Consider the following 23,443-nt stretch of genomic DNA (forward strand, 5'->3'; position numbering starts at 1 on the left):
CGATTGGCGAGGCAATGCGGGGACAAGCCCCGCCAGAGAAAGGTCAGCGAACCTGATCGAGCAGGTACTGGGTGAGCAGCGGGACCGGGCGGCCGGTCGCGCCTTTCTCCTTGCCGCCGCTGATCCAGGCCGTGCCGGCGATGTCCAGGTGCGCCCAGCGATAGCTCTTGGTGAAGCGTGACAGGAAGCAGGCGGCGGTGATGGTGCCGGCCTTCGGCCCGCCGATGTTGGCGATGTCGGCGAAGGGGCTGTCGAGCTGTTCCTGGTATTCCTCGAACAGCGGCAACTGCCAGGCACGATCGTCCGCGCGCGTGCCAGCATCGAGCAGGGCATCAGCAAGCGCCTGGTCGTTGCCCATCAGGCCAGAGGTGTTGCTGCCAAGCGCGACGATGCAGGCGCCGGTCAGCGTCGCGATGTCGATCACCGACTCGGGTTTGAAGCGCTCGGCATAGGTCAGCGTGTCGCATAGCACGAGCCGGCCTTCGGCATCGGTATTGAGGATCTCGACGGTCTGCCCGCTCATGGTCGTGACGATGTCGCCAGGCCGTGTCGCATGGCCGCTCGGCATGTTCTCCGCGCAGGCCAGCAGGCCGACCAGGTTGATCGGCAGCTGCATGTCGAGCACGGCGCGGAAGGTGCCGAGCACGCTCGCCGCGCCGCACATGTCGTACTTCATTTCATCCATGTTTGCTGCCGGCTTGATGCTGATGCCGCCGGTGTCGAAGGTGATGCCCTTGCCGACCAGGACATGCGGCTTGGCGCCCTTCGGGCCGCCGTTGTATTGCAGCACGACCATGCGCGGTGGCTGGTCGCTACCCTGTGCGACCGCCAGGAAGGCGCCGGCGCCGAGCTCGCGCAGCTTGTTCTCGTCGAGTACCTCGACTTTCAGGCCCTTGTAGCCCTTGGCGAGCTGACGAGCCTGCTCGGCCATGTAGGTCGGCTGGCAGACATTGGGCGGCATGTTGCCCAGATCGCGGGTCAGTGCCATGCCGGAGGCGATCGCTGCGCCCTGGATGGCCGCGCGCTCGGCGTCGCCGCTCTGTGCCTTGTCGCAGACCAGAGTGATCTTCTTCAGCGCCCTGGGGTCGGCTTTCTTGCTCTTGAAGCGATCGAAGACGTAATGGCCGTCAGCCAGGGTTTCGACGAGCATCCGCGTGGTGGCGTAAAGGTCGCGTCCCTTGACCTGGACGTCCTGGAGGGCAACGGTCGCATCGCTGCCGCCGAGATTGCGCAGCGCGCCACCGATGGCTGAAGCGACCTTGCGCCACTGGCGGGGCTCGATCTCCTCATCCTTGCCAAGTCCCACCAGCAGCAGGCGCTCGGCCTTCAGGTTGGCCGGGTTGTGCAGAACGAGCACCTGGCCTGGCTTGCCGGTCAGGTCGCCACGCTTGAATGCCTGAGCGATGGCGCCGCCGGTTGCCAGGTCGATCGCCTGCGCCGCAGCGCCGAGTCGGCCCTCTTCGAAGACGGTTGCGATCAGGGTGGCGGTTTTCAGCGTGGCGGGTTTGGCACTTTTGACAACGAATTCCATTGGCAGGAGTCCCCAAGACAAAGAGTCGGGTTTGCAGGATAATGCCGGCCACTTTTTCCGGTGGCTCGTCTTCGCCGGGGTCGTCGAACAGGCGGTACTGCATCCGATGCGACAGCGTGCGAAGAAGGTTCATACCGCCGGGCCTTCCCGTTGCACCTGCTATCGATGCACCGCGCCATCCCGGCCTGTGGCTGGGTATCGACGACCCGTGGCGACGCGGGCCGGCTGCTTGGCGGCTAGTTTGAGCGCTGCCGCCAGAGCCTGACAACCCTGGAGTTCCGGTTTGATCGTCTTCCGCTATCTATCCCGTGAATTGCTGATCACGCTGAGCGCCGTGAGCGCCGTACTGCTGGTCATCATCATGAGCGGCCGTTTCATCAAGTACCTGGCTCAGGCCGCGCAGGGCGTGCTCGATCCGGGTGTCCTGTTCCTCATCATGGGGTTTCGTCTGCCAGGCTTTCTGCAGCTGATCCTGCCGCTGGGGCTCTTTCTCGGCATTCTCCTGGCATACGGCCGTTTGTACCTCGATAGCGAGATGACCGTGCTGTCGGCGACCGGCATGAGCCAGCGCCGGCTACTGGTCTATACGCTGGCACCCGCCGCGCTGGTGGCGCTGATCGTCGGGTGGTTGAGCCTAGGGCTTGCGCCGCAGGGCGTTTCGGCCGTCGCGCGCATCCTCAACGAGCAGGATTCGCTCACGGAACTCGATACCCTGGCGCCCGGCCGCTTCCAGACCCTGCGCGACGGCACGCGCGTCACCTATGCGCAGGAGCTGTCCGAGGATCGTACCGAGCTGGGCGGCGTGTTCATCTCCGAGACCACGGTGGCGGGCAAGGCTGCCAAGGGTGTTTCGGTACTTGTTGCCGAAACCGGCCGCCAGGAAATCCGTCCCGATGGCAGCCGCTATCTGATTCTGGAAGATGGATATCGGTACGACGGCAATCCGGGGCAGGCGGATTACCGGGAGATTCGGTTCGATACCTACGGCATCCTCTTGCCCAAGCCCGAAGTGAGCCTGGAAGTCAGCGAGCGGGAGGCCATCCCGACCGCCCAGCTTTGGGGGAGCGACAACTCCCGACTGCAATCGGAACTTCAGTGGCGCTTGTCGTTGCCGTTGCTGGTATTCGTCGTCACGGTGCTTGCGGTACCGCTCGCCAAGGTCAATCCCCGCCAGGGGCGCTTCCTCAAATTATTGCCGGCCATCCTGTTGTATATGACCTACCTCGCACTTCTGATCGCAACGCGCAGTGCCGTGGACAAGGGCGATATTCCGGGCGCACTCGGCATGTGGTGGGTGCACGCGGTGTTCCTCGCAATTGGCCTGCTGCTGATGGCATGGGAGCCGCTGTCGCTGCGTTGGTGGCGCCGTCGTGCTACGACCGGAGGGTCCGCCCATGCGTAAGCTGGACTGGTACATCGGCCGTTCCGTTTTCATTTCCATCGTCAGTGTTCTCGGCATCATCGTCGGGTTGGCACTGTTGTTTGCCTTCATCGATGAGTTGGGTGATGTCGAGGGGGGCTACGGAGCGCTCGATGCGCTGACGTTCGTTCTGCTCACCAGCCCCCGTCGTCTCTATGAAGTGTTGCCCATGAGCGCGCTGATCGGTTGCCTGATCGGCCTCGGTGCGCTTGCCAGCAACAGCGAACTGACGATCATTCGGGCCGCTGGCGTATCGCTGGGGCGCATCGTTTGGGCGGTCATGAAGCCATTGCTGGTGCTGCTGCTGATTGGCCTGGTGATCGGTGAGTACGTCGCGCCACGGTCGGAAGACGTCGCGCAGGCCAGGCGCTCCTTGGCGCAGGGCGGCGGCGAGGCGCAAAGCAGCAAGCATGGCGTCTGGCACCGGCAGGGCGATGAGTTCATTCACATCAACTCGGTCCAGCCCGGCGGCATGCTCCTCGGCGTCACGCGCTACCGATTCGGCGACGATCGCCAGCTGGATTCGGCGAGCTTCGCAAGGCGCGCGATCTACGAAAATGGCACTTGGCAATTGCTCGATGTCCAAACCACAGCGTTTCTCAGTGATCACACCGATGTTGAGCGAGCAGACCGTCAGCCTTGGGATGTCGAGCTGACCCCGCAGTTGCTGGGCACGGTCGCTCAGGAGCCCGAGGCCCTGTCCTTCACCGGGCTCTGGCGCTATATCGGCTACCTCGATGAGCAGGGGCTCAATAACAACCGTTACCGTCTGGCCTTCTGGACGAAGGTGCTTCAGCCGCTGGTCACTGTCTCGCTCGTGCTGCTGGCGATCTCGTTCGTCTTCGGCCCGCTGCGTTCAGTAACGTTGGGGCAGCGTATTTTTACGGGTGTGGTCGTCGGGTTCGTCTTCCGTATCGCGCAGGATCTGCTGGGCCCAGCCAGTCAGGTCTATGGCTTCTCACCGTTGCTGGCGGTCGCTTTGCCGGCGGCGCTTTGTGCGCTCCTAGGTGTTCTGCTGCTGCGGCGTGCCGGTTAGATCGCTACATGGCTACTTGCGATGGGCGCCCTTGGGCAGCTGCACGACCTGGCTCTCGGAGTAGATGTCCGACCAGGTCCGCCGTTGCTTGTCCTTGAGCATCCACAGAACGCCGATGCCGACGCAAAGCCAGGAAGGTATCGCGATGAGGAACCTGAGCAGCGCCTGCCAGAGATCGATTGCGCTGCCGTCTTTGTTTTGCACGCGGATTCCCCACACTTGCATGCCCAGCGTTTGGCCGTTGTGGGTCCAGAATTTCGCGAAGAAGGCGAAAAGGCTGATGAACAGGATGGTCGACAGCAAAGGGTCGATATCCAGGCCACCACTCTCGGCAAGCGCCTGCAGACCCTCGCTTCCATAGATCAATCGAAGTGCGACCTGCTGGTAGACCAACGTGACGACCATCATCAGGGCAATGGATAGCAGAAGGTCGTAGAAGAATGCGGCCAGGCGCTTGGCCAGGCCTGCAACCGGGAACTGGCCCTGAGGCTGTAGAAAGTGCGTCGGCATTGAAGCCTGCTCGTAGCAAAGGAGGCGCAATTCTACCGAAACGCAGGCAATAAAAAGCCCCTGATGTTGCCATCAGGGGCTTTCAGAGCGCAGGTAGCAGTAATGCTTAGCCCAGGATTTGTACCTGGTCAGCCTGCATGCCCTTTTGACCTTGCACAGCGACGAAGCTGACTTTCTGGCCTTCTTTCAGGCTCTTGAAGCCGTTGCCTTCGATCGCGCGGAAGTGCACGAACAGATCCGGACCGCTCTCAGGAGTGATGAAACCAAAACCTTTCTCGTCGTTAAACCACTTGACGGTGCCGTTCTGACGATTCGACATATCTTATTTCCTTGGAACTAAAGTTGATGACAGCCTCCCCGGTACGAGGATTGCTGAGAACTGTTGCAGAGAGTAAGAGAAGTCGAGCGGGATGTAGCGGATCGTAGGATCTACTGCACCAGGTCACGATTCAACAGCGACCCATGCAAACAGTGAGGCACACTCTACGCTAACTCTTGGAGATTTGCCAACCCTTCTTCGATCGAGAGAAGGTGAGAGACGCTTTCTCGTACGAGCCATTGCAGGAGTGGACCAGAATGATGCGCCAGCTGATCCTGCTGGGGAGCCTTCATGAATAGAAGGCTGAAGTGGTGCCTCGGGAGAGACTCGAACTCTCACTCTGTCGCCAGAAACGGATTTTGAATCCGCCGCGTCTACCGATTCCGCCACCGAGGCACGGTGGGCGCGAAGTATAGGGATGCGCTTGGTTGTGGTCAATGCACTGACGTGGCCGAAATGACATCTTTAGGCTAAGCTCGTCGACCCGCCGCTACAGCCTATGATCGATGCAAGTTTCCGATTTCTGGTTCGACCTTCCCGATTCGCTTATCGCTCGCCATCCGTTGGCGGAGCGAAGCGCGAGCCGCCTGTTGGTTCTGGATGGCCCGAGCGGTGAGCTGGCGCACCGTCAGTTCGCTGACTTGCCGAGCTTCCTTCGGCCGGGCGATCTCATGGTTTTCAACGATACCCGCGTCATCCCTGCTCGATTGCATGGCCACAAGGAGAGCGGGGGGCGAATTGAGATGCTGGTCGAGCGCCTGCTGGATGAGCGGCGCGTTCTGGCTCACGTTCGTAGCAGCAAATCTCCCAAAGTGGGTAGCCGGCTTCTTTTCGAGGAGGGATGCGAGGCGCGAATGATCGCCCGACAAGGCGCCCTCTTCGAACTCGAGTTCAGTGAGCCGGTGCTGCCTTTGCTGGAACGTGCCGGGCACATGCCCCTGCCTCCTTATATTGATAGGCCGGATGAATCATCCGATCGCGAGCGGTACCAGACCGTCTATGCACAGCGCGCAGGTGCCGTGGCCGCTCCGACTGCTGGCTTGCATTTCGACGAGAAGCTGCTTGAACAGCTTCGTCAGCAAGGGGTGGCGACCGCTTTCGTGACCCTGCATGTCGGTGCGGGCACGTTCCAGCCGGTGCGCGTCGATCGCATCGAGGATCACCACATGCACAGCGAATGGCTCGAGGTGGGCCAGGATGTCGTGGATGCGGTTGCCGCTTGCAGGGCGCGGGGTGGGCGGGTGATCGCGGTGGGTACGACCAGCGTCCGTTCGCTCGAGACCGCCGCCAGCAGCGGCACGCTTCGGGCATTCAGTGGGGATACCGACATCTTCATCTACCCGGGCCGGCCTTTTCATGTCGTGGATGCCTTGGTCACGAATTTTCATCTGCCCGAATCGACCTTGCTGATGCTGGTGTCGGCCTTTGCCGGCCATTGCGAAACCATGCGGGCATATCGCGCGGCTGTCGAACAGCAGTACCGCTTTTTCAGCTATGGCGACGCCATGTTCATTACGCGTAATCCCGCTGCATGCGGGCCAGAGGTTTCTTCATGAGTCGCAGTTGCCGCATGTCGTTCGAAGTCATCGCCTCCGAGGGCCGGGCTCGGCGCGGACGCCTGACCTTTCCGCGTGGAGTCGTCGATACGCCGGCCTTCATGCCGGTGGGCACGTACGGCACGGTAAAGGGGATGCTGCCGCGCGACATCGAGGCCATCGGCGCGCAAATCATCCTCGGCAACACCTTCCATTTGTGGCTAAGGCCCGGCACCGAGGTTATCCGGCAACATGGCGATCTGCATGACTTCATGCAATGGAAAGGGCCAATCCTCACGGACTCCGGTGGCTTCCAGGTATTCAGTCTCGGCGCCATGCGCAAGATCAAGGAAGAGGGCGTGTACTTCGCATCGCCAGTGGACGGGGCCAAGGTGTTCATGGGGCCGGAGGAGTCCATGCAGGTCCAGCGTGACCTGGGCTCCGATATCGTGATGATCTTCGATGAATGCACGCCCTATCCTGCCGACGAGGACGTCGCCCGACGCTCGATGGAGCTGTCCCTGCGATGGGCACTTCGCTCGAAGGTCGCGCATGACGAAAGCAGTGCGGCGCTATTCGGTATCGTTCAAGGGGGGATGCATGAATCGCTGCGTATGCGCTCGCTCGAGGGTTTGTGCGAGATCGGTTTCGACGGACTCGCCATCGGCGGGCTGTCGGTCGGCGAGCCGAAGTCGGAAATGCTCCGCGTGCTGGATTTCCTCCCGTCCCGGATGCCGGCCGACAAGCCGCGCTATCTGATGGGGGTAGGCAAGCCCGAGGACTTGGTCGAGGGCGTGCGGCGAGGTGTCGACATGTTCGACTGCGTCATGCCTACCCGTAACGGGCGTAACGGTCATCTATTCACCGAGACCGGCGTCGTGAAGATACGCAATGCATCGCACAAGCGCGACGAATCTCCCCTGGATCCAGCATGCGATTGCTACACCTGCAGGAACTTTTCACGCGCTTATCTGCATCATCTGGATAAATGCGGCGAAATGCTCGGAAGCATGCTCAATACGATACATAACTTGCGACATTATCAGCGTCTGATGGCTGGTTTGCGCGAGGCTATTCAACAGGGTAAATTGGCGGCCTTCGTCGATTCCTTCTATAGACGGCTGGGTCTGCCGACGCCGCCGTTGACCTAATAAATCTGATCTGCTGACAGGAGTGTTGCATGAGCTTTTTGATTCCCGCTGCCTATGCGCAAGAGGCTGCACCGGCGGCCGGACCGGCCGGAACCGGTTTCGAATGGGTTTTTCTGATCGGTTTTCTGGTCATTTTCTATCTGATGATCTGGCGTCCCCAGGCAAAGCGCGCCAAGGAACATAAGAACCTCATAGGCGGGCTGCAGAAGGGTGATGAAGTGGTGACCTCAGGCGGTATCGCCGGCAAGGTAGTCAAGGTTGCCGATGATTTCGTGGTCATCGAAGTGTCCGACACCGTCGAGTTGAAGATTCAGAAAGTCGCTATCGCCGCCACGCTCCCGAAGGGCACCTTGAAAGCGATTTGAGCCAACTCATCAAACCAGACGGGGCGCGCAAGGCGCCCCGCGTCTTAAGTGGGCCATCTGATGCTCAATAGATTTCCCGTTTGGAAGTACCTGCTGATCCTGGCGGTACTTGCGATCTCCTTCGTTTATTCGGTGCCGAACCTGTATCCGGACGATCCCGCGATCCAGATCACCGGCACCAGCACGGCGTTCGATGTCGAGCAGGCTGCGCTGGAAAAAGCGCGCACGGCGCTCGAAGAGGCCGGGATCGCGGTCAAGGCCGTTTCGCTCCAGGAGCAGGGCAGAGGGGGCTTGCTTCGTTTGGAGCGTGCAGGTGATCAGTTGCCGGCCAAGGATATCGTCCGTCGGACGCTGGGCGATGAGTACGTCGTCGCGCTCAACCTGGCGCCTACGACCCCTGAATGGCTACGCAGCATCGGTGCGACCCCGATGAAGCTCGGTCTCGATCTTTCCGGTGGCGTTCATTTCCTGCTTGAAGTCGATATGCAAAAGGCCGTGGAGACTCGGCTGAATGTCTATGAAGGCGAAATAAAGAGCCTGCTGCGCAAGGAACGTGTTCGCTATCGGTCCCTTCCGAAGCAGGAAACAGGCATCCAGCTGGGCTTCAATAGCGAGCAGGCGTTGGAGGAGGCTGCAGCGCTCGTTCGAGAGAATTTCAGCGATTTCCAGCTGACGACCCAAGAGCGCAATGGGCTGCAAGTCCTCCAGCTACAGCTGACGGAAGCGAAGCTGGCGGAGATTCGCGAGTATTCGATCAAGCAGAACCTCACCACGGTTCGTAATCGGGTGAACGAACTTGGTGTTGCCGAGCCGTTGGTGCAGCGCCAAGGGGCAAATCGCATCGTCGTGGAGCTTCCGGGCGTGCAGGACACCGCCGAAGCCAAGCGCATCCTCGGCAAGACTGCCAACCTCGAGTTTCGTCTGGCCGCCGAGCCAGGCGCGTCGCGTGCCACGACGGAGTTGTTCGAATTCCGCGAGCCCGGCCGGCCGCCGGTTCCGCTCGAGCGCAATCTGATCATCACCGGTGATCAGGTCACCGATGCCCAGGCGAGTTATGACGAGAATGGCCGTCCGCAGGTCAACATCCGCCTGGATGGTCACGGCGGCGACCTGATGAACCGTGCGACCCGTGACAATGTCGGGCGTAGCATGGCAGTGATCTTCATCGAGCAGCGCCCGACGACTCGCTATGTTCGGCAGGTGGTCGACGGGGTCGAAAAGGAAGTGCCGGTCCAGACCTTCGAGGAAGAGAAGAAGATCATCAGCCTGGCGACCATTCAGTCGCCGCTGGGCAGCCAGTTCCGGATCACCGGCCTCGATGGCCAAGGCGAGTCTTCCGAATTGGCGCTGCTTCTGCGTGCCGGTGGATTGGCGGCGCCGATGTACTTCGCCGAAGAGCGCACGATCGGGCCAAGCCTGGGGGCCGAGAATATCCAGCTCGGTGTCGAGGCGGCGCTGTGGGGCTTCCTGTTCGTGTCGATCTTCATGATCGCGATCTACAAGTTCTTCGGCGTGCTGGCGACTGTGGCGCTGTCGCTGAACCTGATCATGCTCGTCGCGCTCATGTCGGCGCTGGGTGCCACGCTGACCTTGCCAGGTATCGCTGGCATTGTCTTGACCATGGGTATGGCGGTCGATGCCAACGTGCTGATCTTTTCGCGTATACGGGAGGAAATCAGCAATGGTCTTTCCATCCAGCGATCAATCCATGAAGGCTTCGATCGTGCCTTCTCCGCCATTCTGGACGGCAACCTGACGACATTGCTGGTGGGGGGGATTCTGTTCGCGATGGGGACCGGGCCGATCAAAGGCTTCGCCGTAACCCTGTCGGTGGGGATTCTCACGTCGATGTTCACCGCGATATTCGTGACTCGCGCGATGGTCAATCTGCTGTTCGGCGGACGCGACCTCAAGAAGCTGTGGATTTGAGGTAACGACATGAAACGAGTCATCAACTTCATGGGTATCCGGAATATCGCGTTTGCGTGCACGGTTATCCTGACGGTCCTGTCGCTTGGCAGCCTCGCCATCAAGGGCTTGAACTTTGGCCTGGATTTCACGGGCGGTACGCTGATCGAGCTTAGCTACGAGTCGCCCGTCGAGCTCGAGGAAGTGCGGGAACGGCTGGCAGAGCAGGGTTATCCGGAGGCGGTCGTTCAGAGCTTTGGCGCGACGACCGACGTGCTCGTCCGTATGCCGAGCGACGATCCCCAGCTAGGGGTTCGTATAGCCGAGGCGCTGGATTCCGAAGACGCCGGCAATGCCGCGACGGTCAAACGTGTCGAATTCGTCGGCCCTGCGGTCGGTGAGGAGCTGCGCGACCAGGGTGGATTGGGCATGCTTCTTGCTTTGGGTGGCATCCTGGTCTACGTGGCGTTTCGCTTCCAGTGGAAGTTCGGGTTTGGCGCTGTGATCTCGCTGTTCCACGACGTGATCATCGCACTGGGCGTCTTTTCGTTTTTCCAGCTGACGTTCGATCTCACGGTGCTGGCGGCCGTCCTGGCCATCATTGGCTATTCGTTGAACGATACGATCGTGATCTTCGACCGAATTCGCGAAAACTTCCGCATGCTGCGCAAGGCCGATCTGATTGAGAACATCAATATATCGACGACTCAGACGCTGCTGCGGACCCTGGCCACCTCTATCTCGACGCTACTGGCGATCCTTGCGCTGATGGTATTCGGCGGGGAAAACCTCTGGGGCTTTTCGTTAGCGCTGTTCGTGGGTGTGCTGGCCGGCACCTATTCATCCGTTTATATCGCCAGCCCGATCCTGATTTGGCTGAAGCTGACCCGTGAAGACCTCATTCCACCGGTCACTGAAGAGGTGGATGAGCGTCCCTGAGGAAAACTCGCGACAACAAAAAACCCGCCAACCGGCGGGTTTTTTGTTGACTTGCCGTCACGCTTTGAATGACGGTCCAAGGTGTGGCTGGATCGCAGTGAGTACGGCTTTGAAGCATTTCGTGTTGCCGGCAACGATCTGGCCTTTTTCGAGGAATTCGTGGCCTCCGGTGAAGTCGCTGATCAATCCGCCGGCTTCCTGGATCAACAAGGCTCCGGCCGCCATGTCCCACTCGGAAAGGCCGAATTCCCAGAATGCGTCGTAGCGGCCAGCCGCGACGTAAGCCAGATCCAGGCTCGCGGCGCCAGCGCGGCGAATGCCGGCGGTCTGTCCGACGAGGCTACGGAACATGTTCAGGTAATTATCGAGATTGTTCAGTTGCCCATCGCGGAACGGGAAGCCGGTGCCGAGCAGGGCGCCCTCGAGGCTTTTACGGGCGCTGACGCGCATGCGGCGTCCGTTGAGTGCCGCACCGCGGCCTCGGCTGGCAGTGAATTCTTCCTGACGAATCGGGTCGACGACCACGGCGTGCTCAAGCCTTCCCTTGTATTTGCAGGCGATGCTCACTGCGTAATGGGGGACGCCTCGTAGAAAGTTGGTGGTCCCATCGAGCGGATCGATGATCCATACGTAGTCTGCGCCTTCACCGCTACCGGCAAGGCTGCCGCCTTCTTCTCCCAGGATTCCATGGTTGGGATAGGCCTTGCGCAAGACATTGATAATGGTCTGCTCCGCCGCACGATCCACTTCGGAAACGTAGTCCTTGGCTTCCTTCTCATTGACGGCGATGGCGTCAAGGCGCTCGGTTGAACGGATGATCAGCTCGCCTGCGCTACGGGCAGCGCGCAGCGCGATATTCAGCATAGGCTGCATTACGCAAATACCTGGTCGATACGAAAGCGCGAAATTCTAACAGGATTGAACCGCAGCACATATGCTCTCGACCGCTCGGCGATGGCATGTGCGAAAAGGGTTGGGTAAGCTTGCTAACCATTTTTTCGCGGTGGGCGTCAGATTTGCTAGACAAGATTCGGGTGGTCCTCGTCAACACCAGTCATCCGGGAAATATCGGTGGCGCCGCTCGAGCCATGAAGAACATGGGGCTCGGGCAGTTGGTGTTGGTGCAACCAGAGGATTTTCCAAGCTCCGAGGCGGTGGCCAGGGCGTCCGGCGCGCAGGACCTGCTCGACCAGGCGCGCGTCGTCGATTCACTCGAGGAGGCGATCGCCGGGTGTGCGCTGGTGTTGGGTACGAGTGCGCGGGACCGGCGAATTCCCTGGCCGTTGCTTGATCCGCGCGAATGCGCTGCGCATACGCTGCAGCAGGCCGAAGCGGGTGGCGAAGTCGCACTCGTCTTCGGTCGCGAATATGCAGGGCTGACTAATGAGGAACTTCAGCGCTGCCATTTCCATGTGCATATTCCGTCGGATCCCAGCTTTGGCTCGCTCAACCTGGCGGCGGCCGTCCAGGTGCTGGTCTACGAAGTGCGCATGGCGTGGCTCGCTGCCCAAGGGCAGCCGACCAAGCGGGAAAAGTTGGAGACCACGGCGATGCTCAATGCCCAGCTGGCAACCGCGGACGAGCTGGAGCGGTTTTACGAGCACCTCGAGCACACCCTGACCGACATCGGGTTTCTCAACCCGGAAAAGCCGAGGCACTTGATGGCAAGGCTTCGGCGCCTGTATGGGCGTGCGGCGCCGAGCAAGCTGGAAATGAACATACTCAGAGGCATCCTGACCGAGACCCAGAAGGCGGTCGGGCGTCCTTCGGACAAGCAGGGGAAGTCATAGATGCTCGCGCGTATACGTGAAGACATTCAGAGCGTATTTCACCGTGATCCCGCAGCACGGAACGCGTTCGAGGTTTTGACCTGCTACCCCGGGCTTCATGCGATCTGGCTGCACCGGATCGCTCACTGGCTCTGGTCGCGAGATCTCAAATGGCTGGCCAGGATGCTGTCGAATCTGGGGCGCTGGTTGACGGGTATCGAAATCCACCCTGGCGCCAGGATCGGGCGACGCTTTTTCATCGATCATGGCCTCGGAATCGTCATCGGCGAAACAGCCGAGATCGGTGACGACGTGACGCTTTACCAAGGTGTCACCTTGGGCGGGACCAGTTGGAATAAGGGTAAGCGCCACCCGACTTTGGAGGATGGCGTCGTTGTGGGCGCAGGCGCCAAGGTGCTGGGGCCGTTCACCGTGGGGGCGGGCGCCAAGATCGGCTCCAATGCGGTCGTTACCAAGGCGGTACCGGCCGAGGCCACAGCAGTCGGCATCCCGGGGCGAATAATCGTCAAGAGCGATGATGAGCAGGAAGCCCGAAGAAAAGCCATCGCGGAAAAGATCGGGTTCGATGCGTACGGCGTCAGCCATGACATGCCCGACCCGGTGGCGCGGGCGATAGGGCAGCTCCTGGATCATGTCCAGGCGGTCGAGGAGCGGCTCGAAGGGATGTGCGCGGCGCTCAAGGCGCTCGGCAGTGATTACTGCGCCAACGAGCTGCCTTCGCTGCGTGAGGAGGATTTCGCCGAGGTTAAAGGTGAGTCGTCGAGTGCTCGTCCTGAGGCGGTCGATCAGACGCGGGTGGGTGAGTAAAGCCTGACTGTTTTAATCGGGCTTATAGTTGATCTATTTACTCGGGAATAGCATAATCGCGCCATCTAAAAGCAGCTTTGGTGCGAACCGATGCGACTTACCACCAAGGGCCGTTACGCCGTCACTGCAATGCTGGATCTTGCGCTGCATGCTCAGCACGGTCCGGTGTCGCTGGCGGATATCTCCGAGCGGCAGGGCATATCGCTCTCTTATCTCGAGCAACTCTTCGCCAAGCTGCGCAGAGGCAGCCTTGTAACAAGCGTAAGGGGGCCCGGCGGCGGTTATCAGCTTTCGCGTGACATGAAAGGCATTCAGGTCGCGCAAGTGATCGATGCGGTCAACGAGTCTGTCGATGCGACGCGGTGCCAGGGGTTGGGCGACTGTCATTCCGGTGATACCTGCCTCACGCACCACTTATGGTGCGACCTGAGCGAGCAGATCCATGACTTCTTGAGCAGCATCAGCCTCGCTGATCTGGTCATGCGGCGGGAGGTCCAGGAGGTTGCCCTCCGCCAGGATCTACGGCGCGCCAAAGGGGCTTCCGTTCGCCCGCTTGAAAAAATCGAAGCGTCCGCCATCGAGTGAGCAGGACGCCGCCTGATAAAGGAGACAACCATGCAATTGCCGATTTACCTGGATTACTCCGCGACTACGCCCGTTGACCCGCGCGTGGCGCAGAAGATGATCGAATGCCTGACCATGGAGGGCAACTTCGGTAATGCCGCCTCGCGCTCGCACCTGTTTGGCTGGCGTGCCGAGGAAGCCGTCGAGAATGCCCGGCATCAGGTGGCCGATCTGGTCAATGCCGATCCGCGAGAGATCGTCTGGACCTCGGGGGCTACCGAGTCCGACAACCTGGCCCTCAAAGGCGTCGCGCATTTCTATGCCTCGAAGGGCAAGCACATCGTGACCACGAAGATCGAGCACAAGGCGGTTCTCGATACCGCTCGCCAGCTCGAACGCGAGGGCTTCGAGGTGACTTACCTGGAGCCGGGCGAAGACGGCCTCATCACACCGGCAATGGTCGAGGCGGCATTGCGTGACGACACGATCCTCGTGTCGGTCATGCATGTGAACAACGAGATCGGTACCATCAATGATATTGCGGGCATCGGTGAAATCACCCGGGCCCGCGGGATCCTGTTCCATGTCGATGCCGCGCAATCGGCTGGCAAGACCGAGATCGACCTCGAACGCATGAAGGTCGACCTGATGTCCTTCTCTGCGCACAAGGCTTACGGACCCAAGGGCGTGGGAGCGCTCTATGTACGTCGCAAGCCGCGTGTAAGGCTCGAGGCACAGATGCACGGCGGTGGACACGAGCGCGGCATGCGCTCAGGCACGCTGGCGACTCATCAGTTGGTCGGCATGGGTGAGGCGTTCCATCTCGCCAAGCAGGAAATGGCGAGCGAGAACGAGCGTATCAAGCGTCTGCGGGATCGTTTCTACAAGCAGGTCGAGCACCTGGAAGAGCTCTACGTCAATGGCAGCATGACGCAGCGCGTGCCGCACAACCTCAACCTGAGCTTCAACTACGTCGAGGGCGAGTCGCTGATCATGGCGCTGAAGGACCTCGCCGTCTCGTCCGGCTCGGCGTGCACGTCGGCATCGCTCGAGCCGTCCTATGTCCTGCGGGCCCTTGGGCGAAACGACGAGCTCGCGCACAGCTCCATCCGCTTCACGTTCGGTCGCTTCACGACCGAGGAAGAAGTCGATTATGCCGCGAGCAAGATCAGCGAGGCGGTGACCAAGCTGCGTGAGCTGTCGCCGCTCTGGGATATGTACAAGGACGGCGTCGATATTTCCAAGGTCGAGTGGCAGGCCCACTGACCGTTCGGTCGCCACGACTTCTGCCCGTTTCAAGAGGATTGCATCATGGCTTACAGCGACAAGGTCATTGACCACTACGAAAACCCGCGCAACGTCGGCAAGTTCGACGCGCAGGCCCCCGACATCGGCACCGGCATGGTGGGTGCGCCCGCGTGTGGCGACGTCATGCGCTTGCAGATCAAGGTCAACGAGCAGGGCATCATCGAAGACGCCAAGTTCAAGACCTACGGCTGCGGCTCGGCGATCGCCTCGAGCTCACTGGCGACCGAATGGATGAAGGGCAAGACGCTCGAAGAAGCCGAGACGATCAAGAACACCCAGCTCGCCGAAGAGCTGGCGCTGCCCCCGGTGAAGATCCATTGCTCGGTGTTGGCCGAGGATGCCATCAAGGCGGCGGTGCGCGACTATCGCGCCAAGAAAGGCCTGCTCTGAGGAGGAACCATGGCAATCAGCATGACGCCCGCGGCGGCCCAGCATGTCCGACGTTCGCTGGATGGTCGCGGCAAGGGTGAGGGCATTCGGCTCGGTGTGCGCACGACCGGCTGTTCCGGTCTGGCGTACGTGCTCGAGTTCGTCGATGAGGCGGCTAGCGAGGACATGGTTTTCGAAAGCCATGGCGTCAAGGTCATCATCGACCCGAAGAGCTTGGTGTACCTCGATGGCACTGAACTCGACTTCGTACGGGAAGGGCTGAACGAAGGTTTCAAGTTCAACAATCCGAACGTTCGCGGCGAGTGCGGTTGCGGCGAAAGCTTTAATATTTGAGGCCGCTCGTGGGTAAACCCTGCTATTTCGCGCTGTTCGATTTACAGCCGAGCTTTGAGCTCGACCGTGACCAGTTGGCGACGAAGTATCGCGAGCTTGCGCGCGAGACCCATCCTGACCGCTTCGCGGCTGAAAGCGACCAGCGCCAGCGTGAGGCCGTCGAGCGCTCCGCGGACCTGAACGAGGCGTACCAGACGCTGCGCAATCCAACCAGTCGAGCACGCTACCTGCTGAGCCTCGATGGTACGGAGTTGCCGCTCGAGGCGACTGTGCAGGACACCGAGTTCCTGTTTCAGCAGCTGCAATGGCGCGAGGAGCTCGAAGCACTGCAGGATGGCGCGGACATGGACGGCATCGCCTCGTTCAAGGCCCGCTTGACCCAGGCCCAGAACGAGTTGCACGACGCCTTCTCATCGGCGTGGGCCGACACGACCAGGCGCCCTGATACCGAGCGCCTGGTTCGACGCATGCAGTTTCTCGACAAGCTTGCGGCCCAGGTGCGGCAGCTCGAAGAGCGCCTCGACGACTAACCTAACGGCTGACGCGTATTCACATGGCATTACTTCAGATAGCCGAGCCCGGACAGAGCCCGAAACCGCATCAGCGCAGATTGGCTGTGGGCATCGACCTCGGAACAACCAACTCATTGGTCGCGGCCGTACGAAGCGGCGTGGCGGAAGCGCTGGCGGATGACTCCGGGGCGGTCATTCTACCCTCGGTGGTCCGCTATCTCGCCGAGCGCACGGAAGTGGGCGCGTCGGCCAAAGACGCCGCTTCGGCAGACCCGTTTAATACCATGACGTCGGTGAAGCGGCTGATGGGCCGGGGCATGGGCGACATTACCCGCATGGCTGGGCAGCTTCCGTATCGGTTCAGCGCGGGCGATTCCGGTATGCCCTTCATCGAGACGGCTCAAGGCCCCAAGAGCCCGGTCGAAGTCTCCGCCGATATCCTTAGAACCTTGCGCGAGCGGGCCGAGGCCACGCTTGGCGGAGAGCTCGTCGGTGCGGTCATCACCGTGCCGGCCTACTTCGACGATGCTCAGCGACAGGCCACCAAAGATGCGGCCCAGATCGCCGGGCTGAACGTTCTCCGGTTGCTCAACGAACCCACCGCCGCCGCCGTCGCCTATGGGCTGGATCGCGGCGCCGAGGGAATCGTGGCGATCTATGACTTGGGCGGTGGCACGTTCGATATTTCGATCCTGCGCCTCTCCAAGGGAGTCTTCGAGGTGCTGGCCACGGGTGGTGACACCGCGCTTGGCGGGGATGACTTCGACCACGCTGTAGCCGGCTGGATAGCCGCCCAGGCAGGCCTTGGTGAGCAGCTCGACGCCGGTCAGTGGCGCACGTTGATGCAGCAAGCCTGTGCCGCCAAGGAGCGGTTGAGTCGTGATGCCGAGGTCGTGATTCGCTTCGGGGACTGGCAAGGGTGCCTGACGCGACAGGTTCTCAACGAGCTGATCGGTCCGTTCGTCGCGCGCAGTCTCAAAGCCTGCCGGCGTGCGATGCGTGACGCCGAGGTGGACGCGCAAGAGATTTCGGCGGTCGTCATGGTGGGGGGCTCGACGCGCGTCCCGCATGTACGCGAGCAAGTGGCTTCGTTGTTCGGGCGCGAGCCGCTGACTGACATCGATCCGGATAAAGTGGTTGCCATCGGTGCGGCGATTCAGGCCGAGACGCTTGCGGGTAATAACCGCGACGGCGAGGAGCTGCTGCTGCTCGACGTCATCCCGCTCTCGCTCGGATTGGAGACGATGGGTGGTCTGATGGAAAAGGTCATTCCCCGCAATACCACCATTCCGGTCGCGCGCGCCCAGGAATTCACCACCTATAAAGATGGCCAGACGGCGATCATGATCCATGTCCTGCAGGGCGAACGAGAGCTGGTTGCCGATTGCCGATCCTTGGCGCGCTTCGAGCTGCGAGGTATCCCGCCGATGGTGGCCGGCGCGGCCAAGGTTCGGGTGACCTTTCAGGTCGACGCCGATGGACTGTTGCAGGTGTCGGCTCGGGAAGTCGCGTCGGGTGTCCAGGCCAGCGTTCAGGTCAAGCCATCCTATGGGCTGTCCGACGCGGAGATTGCCCGCATGCTCGAGGATTCCTTCCGCAGCGCCGACGTGGACAAGTCCGCCCGAGCCTTGCGTGAACAGCAAGTGGATGCTCGCCGTCTGATCGAGGCGGTCGAATCGGCGCTGGCTGCCGATGGGGATAGGCTCCTCGATCAGGAGGAGCGCGAAGCCATCGAAGATCAGCTCGATCGCCTGCGGGGGCTGCTCGATAGCTCGGATGCGATCGCGATCGAGCAGCAGGCCAAGACGGTCACCCAGATTACCGATGCGTTCGCCGCGCGACGCATGAACGCGACCGTCAGTGCCGCCTTGTCCGGGCGGCGGGTCAACGACATCGAGGATTGAACATGCCGCAACTTATTTTTCTCCCGCATGCCGAGCACTGCCCGGAAGGCGCTGTGCTGGAAGCCAACGAGGGGGAGACGGTACTCGATGCTGCGCTCCGTCATGGCATCGATATCGAGCATGCCTGCGAAAAGTCTTGCGCCTGCACGACCTGCCACGTCGTGATTCGGGAAGGCTTCGAGTCGCTCGAGTCCTCGGACGAGCTGGAAGACGACATGCTGGACAAGGCCTGGGGGCTGGAGCCGACGTCACGTCTATCGTGCCAGGCGGTCGTAAGCGATTCGGACCTCGTGATCGAAATACCGCGCTATACCATCAACCAGGTTTCGGAAGGGCACTGATGCAAGGGCTCAAATGGGGCGACGTCCAGGACATAGCGGTGGCGCTCGCCGACACTCATTCGACTGTCGATCCGCGGTATGTGAATTTCGTCGAGTTGCATCGGTGGATCATCGCGTTGCCGGAGTTCGCCGACGATCCGTCCCGCGGCGGCGAGAAGGTACTCGAGGCCATCCAGGCCGCCTGGATCGAAGAGATGGACTGATGTCTTGGGGCTTTTGCCCGATCGGAGTTTATGCAACCGCCAGGACCCGCGTATAATTCGCGGGTTTAATTTTTGCCAAATCCCAACTTTTGGAGTCGCTACATGGCTGTCGAACGTACCCTGTCCATCATCAAGCCCGATGCCGTTGCCAAGAATGTCGTCGGCGAAATCATCACCCGCTTCGAAAAGGCGGGCCTGCGGGTCGTTGCCGCCAAGATGGTTCAGCTGTCCGAGCGGGAAGCCGGTGGCTTTTACGCCGAGCACAAGGAGCGTCCGTTCTACAAGGATCTGGTTGCTTTCATGACCTCGGGCCCGGTGGTCGTGCAGGTTCTGGAAGGTGAGGATGCGATTGCCAAGAACCGCCAGCTGATGGGCGCAACCGATCCGAAGAAGGCCGACGCTGGCACGATTCGCGCCGATTTCGCGGTTTCCATCGACGAGAACGCCGTGCACGGTTCCGATTCCGAAGCGTCAGCTGCACGCGAGATCGCCTACTTCTTCGCCGCCACCGAAGTGTGCGCGCGCATTCGCTGATCAGCGAAGGTGAATCCATGAATGCATCGACCGGTAAGGTGAATCTGCTGGGGCTTACCCAGCCGCAGATGGAGAGTTTCTTCGAGCAGATCGGAGAGAAGCGCTTCCGTGCCGGGCAGGTCATGAAGTGGATTCACCATTTCGGCATCGATGATTTCGATGCCATGTCCAACATCGGCAAGGCGCTGCGCGAAAAGCTGAAGGCGAATGCCGAAGTTCGCGGTCCGGAAGTTGTCAGCGAGGACATCTCCGCCGATGGCACCCGCAAATGGGTGGTACGCGTCGCATCCGGCAGCTGTGTCGAGACCGTCTACATTCCCCAGGCGGGGCGCGGCACGCTCTGCGTGTCATCGCAGGCCGGCTGCGCGCTCGACTGCAGCTTCTGCTCGACCGGCAAGCAAGGTTTCAACAGCAACCTCACGGCCGCCGAGGTCATCGGGCAGGTGTGGATTGCCAATCGGTCGTTCGGCACCGTCCCGGCGAAGATCGACCGTGCCATCACCAACGTCGTGATGATGGGCATGGGCGAGCCGCTGCTGAACTTCGACAACGTCGTCTCGGCCATGCATATCATGATGGACGACCTGGGCTACGGTATTTCGAAGCGCAAGGTCACGCTGTCGACGTCTGGCGTCGTGCCGATGATCGAAGAGCTGGGCAAGGTAATCGACGTATCGCTGGCCCTTTCCCTGCATGCGCCCAATGATGCACTGCGCAATGAGCTGGTTCCGATCAACCGCAAGTACCCCTTGGCCATGCTGCTGGAAGCTTGCCAGCGCTACATCAGCGGCTTGGGTGAGAAGCGTGTGCTGACGATCGAATACACGCTGCTCAAAGGCGTGAACGATCAGCCGGAGCATGCCGAGCAGATGATCGAACTGCTGGCGAAGATTCCCTGCAAGATCAACCTGATTCCGTTCAACCCGTTTCCTCATTCGGGTTATGAACGTCCAAGCAACAATGCCATCCGACGTTTTCAGGACATGCTGCACAAGGCCGGACACAACGTTACGGTTCGTACGACTCGCGGTGACGATATCGATGCCGCCTGTGGACAGCTGGTCGGACAGGTGGCCGACCGGACCCGCAGAAGCGAACGGTACATTGCCGTTCGGCAACTACCGGCAGATGGTGCGCCAGCCGCCAGCCAGTCCTGATGATAGGAGTCTTCATGTCGTTGCGCGCTGCGCTTGCTCTTTCCGTTTTGGTGTCCTTGTCCGGCTGCGTTTCCAGCGGTCAGGTCGATCCGCTCAGTACCGAGTCCGGTCGCGAGGAGGCGCGTAGAGCCTACGTTCAGCTTGGCCTGGGCTACCTGAAGCAAGGCGATCCGGAACGGGCCAAGGCTCCATTGAGCAAGGCGCTCGAGCTGGATCCATCGAATGCCAATGCCCATGCGGCATTGGCACTCGTCTTCCAGACGCAAATGGAAGCGGAGCTGGCCGACAAGCACTATCGTGAAGCGCTCCAACGCAGCGATGACGCACGCATTCTGAACAATTACGGAAGCTTCCTGTTCGAACAGGGGCGCTACGAAGAAGCGCTCGCCCGGTTCGAGCAGGCCTCAAAGGATACGCTCTACGACGAGCGTTCCCACGTATTCGAAAACATGGGGCTCACGGCGCTGAAGCTCGGACGCAAGGAGCAGGCGCGCAAGTATTTCGCCCGTGCCGTGCGCCTCAACGCCAGGCAGCAGGGTGCATTGCTGGAACTTGCGTCCCTGGCTTACGAGAGCAAGGACTACGTGCCGGCCAAGGAGTATTACGACCGCTTCGTGCGGTTGGGGGAAGAGAATGCCAGAAGCCTGTTGCTCGGCATTCGCCTCGCAGACATCTTCCAAAAGCCGAGCGACGCCGCGAGCCTGGGGCTGCGGCTACAGCGCCTATACCCTTCCTCGGCTGAATATCGAACCTATCTGTCGGAGCAACGATGAAGCCATCGTTACCTGAAACTGCAACTGCGTCGGACACGGTCAACCCCGGCGATACGCTGCGCATGGCCCGGGAGGAAAAAGGCTGGTCGCTATCGGCGGTTTCGCTCCAGCTGAACCTGCCGGAACGTTCGCTGATCCAGATCGAAGCCGGTGATTTCTCCAAAATGCCCGGCCATACCTTTGCGCGTGGCTATGTCCGGGCCTATGCCAAATTGCTTGGATTGGATCAGAACCGCCTGGTCAACGAATTCGATCGCTATACCGGTACCGATGCCACCGGCAGCGACGTGCACAGTCTCGGGCGGATCGAAGAGCCGACGCGGCTGTCGCACAGCGTGCTGCGTTTCTTCAGCTTCGCCCTGCTGGTATTGCTGGCCGGGGCCGGGTTCCTGTGGTGGCAGGAACAGCCGAGCCGGGTGACGGACGATCCCGTGGCCATCGAGCATATCGAAGTGGACGGTGCGGACGGCACGACGCAGATCCATGCGCTCGATATGCCCGCCAGCACTGACTCTGCTCTGCCCGAAGGGCCCGTTGCAACCGCACCGCCGGCACCGAGCGAAGAAGCCTCGGCACCAGCGCCGGCGGTCGATCCGGCCACGAACGAGCCGGAGGAGGCTGCCGGTGAGGCAGCGGTCGAATCCGAACAAACGCCAGTGACCGACCGACCGGTTGAAGCCCAGGATGAGGCGGATGCAACAGCGAATACTGCTCCGACCGTTGACGAGCCGGAACCCGAGGCGGAGCTGGCCGAGGGCGAAGCGCGTCTTGCCCTGAACTTCACCGCCGATTGCTGGGTACGAATCGTCGACGCCCAGGGCGACGTACTGCTGAGTCAGCTCGTCAAGGCCGGTGCCGAGCGCATCGTGACCGGTGAGCCGCCCCTGAGCATTCGGCTCGGCTATGCGCGCGGAGTCGAGTTGGCTTACAACGGCGAAGCCGTCGACCTGGCCCCCTACATCCGTGGCGAAACCGCCAGCCTCAAGCTCGGACAGTGACCATGCATTCCGAATCTCCGATAAAACGACGCCACTCCCGGAAGATCTGGGTCGGCAAGGTGCCGGTTGGTGGCGATGCGCCCATCGCGGTGCAGAGCATGACCAATACCGAAACCTGTGACGTGGACGCGACCGTCGGCCAGATACGTCGGCTGGAAGCGGCCGGAGCGGACATCGTGCGGGTCTCGGTTCCATCGATGGAGGCGGCCGAGGCGTTCGGTCGCATCAAGCGGCAGGTCGAGGTGCCGCTGGTCGCTGACATCCACTTCGATTACCAGATCGCATTGCGCGTGGCCGAACTGGGTGTCGATTGCCTTCGCATCAACCCGGGCAACATCGGTCGCGAGGACCGGGTTCGCGCGGTGGTCGAGGCCGCGAGGGCGCGCGGGATTCCAATCCGCATTGGCGTCAACGCGGGTTCGCTCGAGAAGGACCTGCAGAAGAAATACGGCGAGCCGACGCCGCAGGCGCTGGTCGAGTCGGCGCTGCGGCATGTCGAGCACCTGGATCGCCTCGATTTCAAGGACTTCAAGGTCAGCGTCAAGGCCTCTGATGTGTTCATGGCGGTGGAGGCCTATCGGCTCCTGGCGCGCGAGATCGAGCAACCGCTGCACCTGGGTATTACCGAGGCCGGCGGCCTGCGGTCGGGCACGGTCAAATCCGCGGTAGGGCTGGGCATGCTGCTGGCCGACGGCATCGGCGACACCATCCGCATTTCGCTCGCGGCCGATCCGGTCGAGGAAATCAAGGTCGGCTTCGACATTCTCAAATCGCTGCGCCTGCGTTCGCGCGGCATCAATTTCATCGCCTGCCCAAGCTGTTCCCGGCAGAACTTCGATGTCGTCAAAACGATGAACGAGCTGGAGACCCGGCTCGATGATCTTCTGGTGCCGCTGGATGTTGCGGTCATCGGTTGCGTGGTCAACGGACCGGGAGAGGCCAAGGAGGCGCATATCGGCCTTACGGGCGGTACGCCGAACAATCTGGTTTTCATCGACGGCAAGCCGGCGCAGAAGCTGACCAACGAAAACCTCGTCAGCGAACTGGAACAGCTGATTCGTCGCAAGGCAGCCGAAAAGGCCGAGGCGGACGCGGCACTCATCGTCCGTAGCTGA

26 protein-coding genes and 1 tRNA gene are annotated in these 23,443 nt (G+C 61.1%); 22 read left to right on the forward strand and 5 right to left on the reverse strand.

Going from position 1 to position 23,443, the window contains the following annotated elements; all coding sequences use genetic code 11:
• Positions 1-43: 43 nt before the first annotated feature.
• Positions 44-1,531, reverse strand: a complete 1,488-nt coding sequence (locus tag D7325_RS02695) for a leucyl aminopeptidase (protein WP_120993811.1) — start codon at positions 1,529-1,531, stop codon at positions 44-46.
• A 283-nt stretch (positions 1,532-1,814) separates the two neighbouring features.
• Between D7325_RS02695 and lptF the strand changes: the two genes are divergently transcribed.
• Both lptF and lptG read left to right on the forward strand, forming a co-directional pair.
• Positions 1,815-2,933, forward strand: coding sequence for an LPS export ABC transporter permease LptF (gene lptF, locus D7325_RS02700; RefSeq protein WP_120993813.1), 1,119 nt, complete (start codon positions 1,815-1,817; stop codon positions 2,931-2,933).
• Positions 2,926-3,987: an LPS export ABC transporter permease LptG gene (lptG, locus tag D7325_RS02705; protein WP_120993815.1), complete on the forward strand. Its 1,062-nt coding sequence runs from the start codon at positions 2,926-2,928 to the stop codon at positions 3,985-3,987. Before lptF ends, lptG begins: the two co-directional genes overlap by 8 nt.
• 12 nt (positions 3,988-3,999) lie before the next feature.
• Here lptG and D7325_RS02710 read toward each other — a convergent pair whose 3' ends face one another.
• The 3 genes from D7325_RS02710 to D7325_RS02720 form a co-directional block, all read right to left on the reverse strand.
• On the reverse strand, positions 4,000-4,497 hold the full coding sequence (locus tag D7325_RS02710; protein WP_120993817.1) for an RDD family protein: 498 nt from the start codon (positions 4,495-4,497) through the stop codon (positions 4,000-4,002).
• A 106-nt stretch (positions 4,498-4,603) separates the two neighbouring features.
• Positions 4,604-4,816 carry a cold-shock protein gene (locus D7325_RS02715; RefSeq protein ID WP_003298189.1) on the reverse strand — a complete coding sequence of 71 codons (213 nt, stop codon included), beginning with the start codon at positions 4,814-4,816 and terminating at the stop codon, positions 4,604-4,606.
• A 309-nt stretch (positions 4,817-5,125) separates the two neighbouring features.
• Positions 5,126-5,212, reverse strand: a tRNA-Leu gene (locus tag D7325_RS02720).
• A 110-nt stretch (positions 5,213-5,322) separates the two neighbouring features.
• Here D7325_RS02720 and queA point away from each other — a divergent pair.
• From queA to secF, 5 genes are read left to right on the forward strand one after another with little or no spacing between them, the layout of a single operon-like run.
• The gene (gene queA / locus D7325_RS02725) at positions 5,323-6,372 is read left to right on the forward strand and encodes a tRNA preQ1(34) S-adenosylmethionine ribosyltransferase-isomerase QueA (protein ID WP_120993819.1); all 1,050 of its coding nucleotides are present in this window, start codon (positions 5,323-5,325) and stop codon (positions 6,370-6,372) included.
• A gap of 14 nt (positions 6,373-6,386) precedes the next feature.
• A complete protein-coding gene (gene tgt / locus D7325_RS02730) occupies positions 6,387-7,502 on the forward strand; it encodes a tRNA guanosine(34) transglycosylase Tgt (protein ID WP_162987990.1) in 1,116 nt (371 codons plus the stop codon).
• Positions 7,503-7,531: 29 nt separating this feature from the next.
• Positions 7,532-7,867: a preprotein translocase subunit YajC gene (yajC, locus tag D7325_RS02735; protein WP_120993822.1), complete on the forward strand. Its 336-nt coding sequence runs from the start codon at positions 7,532-7,534 to the stop codon at positions 7,865-7,867.
• Between the two features lie 60 nt (positions 7,868-7,927).
• Positions 7,928-9,796, forward strand: a complete 1,869-nt coding sequence (gene secD / locus D7325_RS02740; RefSeq protein WP_120993824.1) for a protein translocase subunit SecD — start codon at positions 7,928-7,930, stop codon at positions 9,794-9,796.
• Between the two features lie 9 nt (positions 9,797-9,805).
• Positions 9,806-10,714 (forward strand): protein translocase subunit SecF, encoded by a 909-nt coding sequence (gene secF / locus D7325_RS02745; RefSeq protein WP_120993826.1) that lies wholly within the window; start codon positions 9,806-9,808, stop codon positions 10,712-10,714.
• A 57-nt stretch (positions 10,715-10,771) separates the two neighbouring features.
• Here secF and suhB read toward each other — a convergent pair whose 3' ends face one another.
• Positions 10,772-11,587, reverse strand: coding sequence for a type III secretion system regulator SuhB (suhB, locus tag D7325_RS02750; RefSeq protein WP_120993828.1), 816 nt, complete (start codon positions 11,585-11,587; stop codon positions 10,772-10,774).
• Positions 11,588-11,730: 143 nt separating this feature from the next.
• Between suhB and trmJ the strand changes: the two genes are divergently transcribed.
• The 15 genes from trmJ to ispG all read left to right on the forward strand — a co-directional run bounded on the left by trmJ (position 11,731) and on the right by ispG (position 23,443).
• Entirely contained in the window at positions 11,731-12,504 is a 774-nt protein-coding gene (gene trmJ, locus D7325_RS02755) for a tRNA (cytosine(32)/uridine(32)-2'-O)-methyltransferase TrmJ (protein ID WP_120994123.1), read from the forward strand.
• A complete protein-coding gene (cysE, locus tag D7325_RS02760) occupies positions 12,505-13,311 on the forward strand; it encodes a serine O-acetyltransferase (RefSeq protein WP_120993830.1) in 807 nt (268 codons plus the stop codon).
• Positions 13,312-13,401: 90 nt separating this feature from the next.
• Positions 13,402-13,896 (forward strand): Fe-S cluster assembly transcriptional regulator IscR, encoded by a 495-nt coding sequence (iscR, locus tag D7325_RS02765; protein WP_120993832.1) that lies wholly within the window; start codon positions 13,402-13,404, stop codon positions 13,894-13,896.
• A gap of 30 nt (positions 13,897-13,926) precedes the next feature.
• Positions 13,927-15,141 carry an IscS subfamily cysteine desulfurase gene (locus D7325_RS02770; RefSeq protein ID WP_120993834.1) on the forward strand — a complete coding sequence of 405 codons (1,215 nt, stop codon included), beginning with the start codon at positions 13,927-13,929 and terminating at the stop codon, positions 15,139-15,141.
• Positions 15,142-15,186: 45 nt separating this feature from the next.
• Complete coding sequence (iscU, locus tag D7325_RS02775) at positions 15,187-15,573, forward strand: Fe-S cluster assembly scaffold IscU (protein WP_120993836.1); 387 nt, start codon at positions 15,187-15,189, stop codon at positions 15,571-15,573.
• 9 nt (positions 15,574-15,582) lie between these two features.
• Positions 15,583-15,906, forward strand: coding sequence for an iron-sulfur cluster assembly protein IscA (gene iscA, locus D7325_RS02780; RefSeq protein WP_120993838.1), 324 nt, complete (start codon positions 15,583-15,585; stop codon positions 15,904-15,906).
• Positions 15,907-15,914: 8 nt separating this feature from the next.
• Complete coding sequence (hscB, locus tag D7325_RS02785) at positions 15,915-16,436, forward strand: co-chaperone HscB (protein ID WP_120993840.1); 522 nt, start codon at positions 15,915-15,917, stop codon at positions 16,434-16,436.
• Between the two features lie 23 nt (positions 16,437-16,459).
• Complete coding sequence (gene hscA / locus D7325_RS02790) at positions 16,460-18,322, forward strand: Fe-S protein assembly chaperone HscA (RefSeq protein WP_120993841.1); 1,863 nt, start codon at positions 16,460-16,462, stop codon at positions 18,320-18,322.
• A gap of 2 nt (positions 18,323-18,324) precedes the next feature.
• Positions 18,325-18,663: an ISC system 2Fe-2S type ferredoxin gene (gene fdx, locus D7325_RS02795; RefSeq protein WP_120993843.1), complete on the forward strand. Its 339-nt coding sequence runs from the start codon at positions 18,325-18,327 to the stop codon at positions 18,661-18,663.
• Complete coding sequence (iscX, locus tag D7325_RS02800; RefSeq protein ID WP_120993845.1) at positions 18,663-18,866, forward strand: Fe-S cluster assembly protein IscX; 204 nt, start codon at positions 18,663-18,665, stop codon at positions 18,864-18,866. The genes fdx and iscX overlap by 1 nt, the downstream gene beginning before the upstream one ends.
• Positions 18,867-18,968: 102 nt before the next feature.
• Positions 18,969-19,400, forward strand: coding sequence for a nucleoside-diphosphate kinase (gene ndk, locus D7325_RS02805; RefSeq protein ID WP_120993847.1), 432 nt, complete (start codon positions 18,969-18,971; stop codon positions 19,398-19,400).
• A 17-nt stretch (positions 19,401-19,417) separates the two neighbouring features.
• A complete protein-coding gene (gene rlmN, locus D7325_RS02810; protein ID WP_120994125.1) occupies positions 19,418-20,557 on the forward strand; it encodes a dual-specificity RNA methyltransferase RlmN in 1,140 nt (379 codons plus the stop codon).
• Positions 20,558-20,571: 14 nt separating this feature from the next.
• On the forward strand, positions 20,572-21,330 hold the full coding sequence (gene pilW / locus D7325_RS02815; protein ID WP_120993849.1) for a type IV pilus biogenesis/stability protein PilW: 759 nt from the start codon (positions 20,572-20,574) through the stop codon (positions 21,328-21,330).
• A complete protein-coding gene (locus D7325_RS02820; protein ID WP_120993851.1) occupies positions 21,327-22,328 on the forward strand; it encodes a RodZ domain-containing protein in 1,002 nt (333 codons plus the stop codon). Before pilW ends, D7325_RS02820 begins: the two co-directional genes overlap by 4 nt.
• Positions 22,325-23,443 carry a flavodoxin-dependent (E)-4-hydroxy-3-methylbut-2-enyl-diphosphate synthase gene (ispG, locus tag D7325_RS02825; RefSeq protein ID WP_177431770.1) on the forward strand — a complete coding sequence of 373 codons (1,119 nt, stop codon included), beginning with the start codon at positions 22,325-22,327 and terminating at the stop codon, positions 23,441-23,443. The genes D7325_RS02820 and ispG overlap by 4 nt, the downstream gene beginning before the upstream one ends.

Source organism: Stutzerimonas urumqiensis (genome assembly GCF_003640395.1).
In the GTDB taxonomy this organism is placed as follows: Bacteria; Pseudomonadota; Gammaproteobacteria; order Pseudomonadales; family Pseudomonadaceae; genus Stutzerimonas; species Stutzerimonas urumqiensis.

Excerpts from the sequence above, each read along its gene's own strand:
- D7325_RS02695 (WP_120993811.1), bottom strand. The coding sequence starts at position 1,531 with ATGGAATTCGTTGTCAAAAGTGCCAAACCCGCCACGCTGAAAACCGCC.
- lptG (WP_120993815.1), top strand. The coding sequence starts at position 2,926 with ATGCGTAAGCTGGACTGGTACATCGGCCGTTCCGTTTTCATTTCCATC.
- D7325_RS02710 (WP_120993817.1), bottom strand. The coding sequence starts at position 4,497 with ATGCCGACGCACTTTCTACAGCCTCAGGGCCAGTTCCCGGTTGCAGGC.
- D7325_RS02715 (WP_003298189.1), bottom strand. The coding sequence starts at position 4,816 with ATGTCGAATCGTCAGAACGGCACCGTCAAGTGGTTTAACGACGAGAAA.
- queA (WP_120993819.1), top strand. The coding sequence starts at position 5,323 with ATGCAAGTTTCCGATTTCTGGTTCGACCTTCCCGATTCGCTTATCGCT.
- tgt (WP_162987990.1), top strand. The coding sequence starts at position 6,387 with ATGTCGTTCGAAGTCATCGCCTCCGAGGGCCGGGCTCGGCGCGGACGC.
- yajC (WP_120993822.1), top strand. The coding sequence starts at position 7,532 with ATGAGCTTTTTGATTCCCGCTGCCTATGCGCAAGAGGCTGCACCGGCG.
- secD (WP_120993824.1), top strand. The coding sequence starts at position 7,928 with ATGCTCAATAGATTTCCCGTTTGGAAGTACCTGCTGATCCTGGCGGTA.
- secF (WP_120993826.1), top strand. The coding sequence starts at position 9,806 with ATGAAACGAGTCATCAACTTCATGGGTATCCGGAATATCGCGTTTGCG.
- suhB (WP_120993828.1), bottom strand. The coding sequence starts at position 11,587 with ATGCAGCCTATGCTGAATATCGCGCTGCGCGCTGCCCGTAGCGCAGGC.
- cysE (WP_120993830.1), top strand. The coding sequence starts at position 12,505 with ATGCTCGCGCGTATACGTGAAGACATTCAGAGCGTATTTCACCGTGAT.
- iscR (WP_120993832.1), top strand. The coding sequence starts at position 13,402 with ATGCGACTTACCACCAAGGGCCGTTACGCCGTCACTGCAATGCTGGAT.
- D7325_RS02770 (WP_120993834.1), top strand. The coding sequence starts at position 13,927 with ATGCAATTGCCGATTTACCTGGATTACTCCGCGACTACGCCCGTTGAC.
- iscU (WP_120993836.1), top strand. The coding sequence starts at position 15,187 with ATGGCTTACAGCGACAAGGTCATTGACCACTACGAAAACCCGCGCAAC.
- iscA (WP_120993838.1), top strand. The coding sequence starts at position 15,583 with ATGGCAATCAGCATGACGCCCGCGGCGGCCCAGCATGTCCGACGTTCG.
- hscA (WP_120993841.1), top strand. The coding sequence starts at position 16,460 with ATGGCATTACTTCAGATAGCCGAGCCCGGACAGAGCCCGAAACCGCAT.
- fdx (WP_120993843.1), top strand. The coding sequence starts at position 18,325 with ATGCCGCAACTTATTTTTCTCCCGCATGCCGAGCACTGCCCGGAAGGC.
- iscX (WP_120993845.1), top strand. The coding sequence starts at position 18,663 with ATGCAAGGGCTCAAATGGGGCGACGTCCAGGACATAGCGGTGGCGCTC.
- ndk (WP_120993847.1), top strand. The coding sequence starts at position 18,969 with ATGGCTGTCGAACGTACCCTGTCCATCATCAAGCCCGATGCCGTTGCC.
- rlmN (WP_120994125.1), top strand. The coding sequence starts at position 19,418 with ATGAATGCATCGACCGGTAAGGTGAATCTGCTGGGGCTTACCCAGCCG.
- pilW (WP_120993849.1), top strand. The coding sequence starts at position 20,572 with ATGTCGTTGCGCGCTGCGCTTGCTCTTTCCGTTTTGGTGTCCTTGTCC.
- D7325_RS02820 (WP_120993851.1), top strand. The coding sequence starts at position 21,327 with ATGAAGCCATCGTTACCTGAAACTGCAACTGCGTCGGACACGGTCAAC.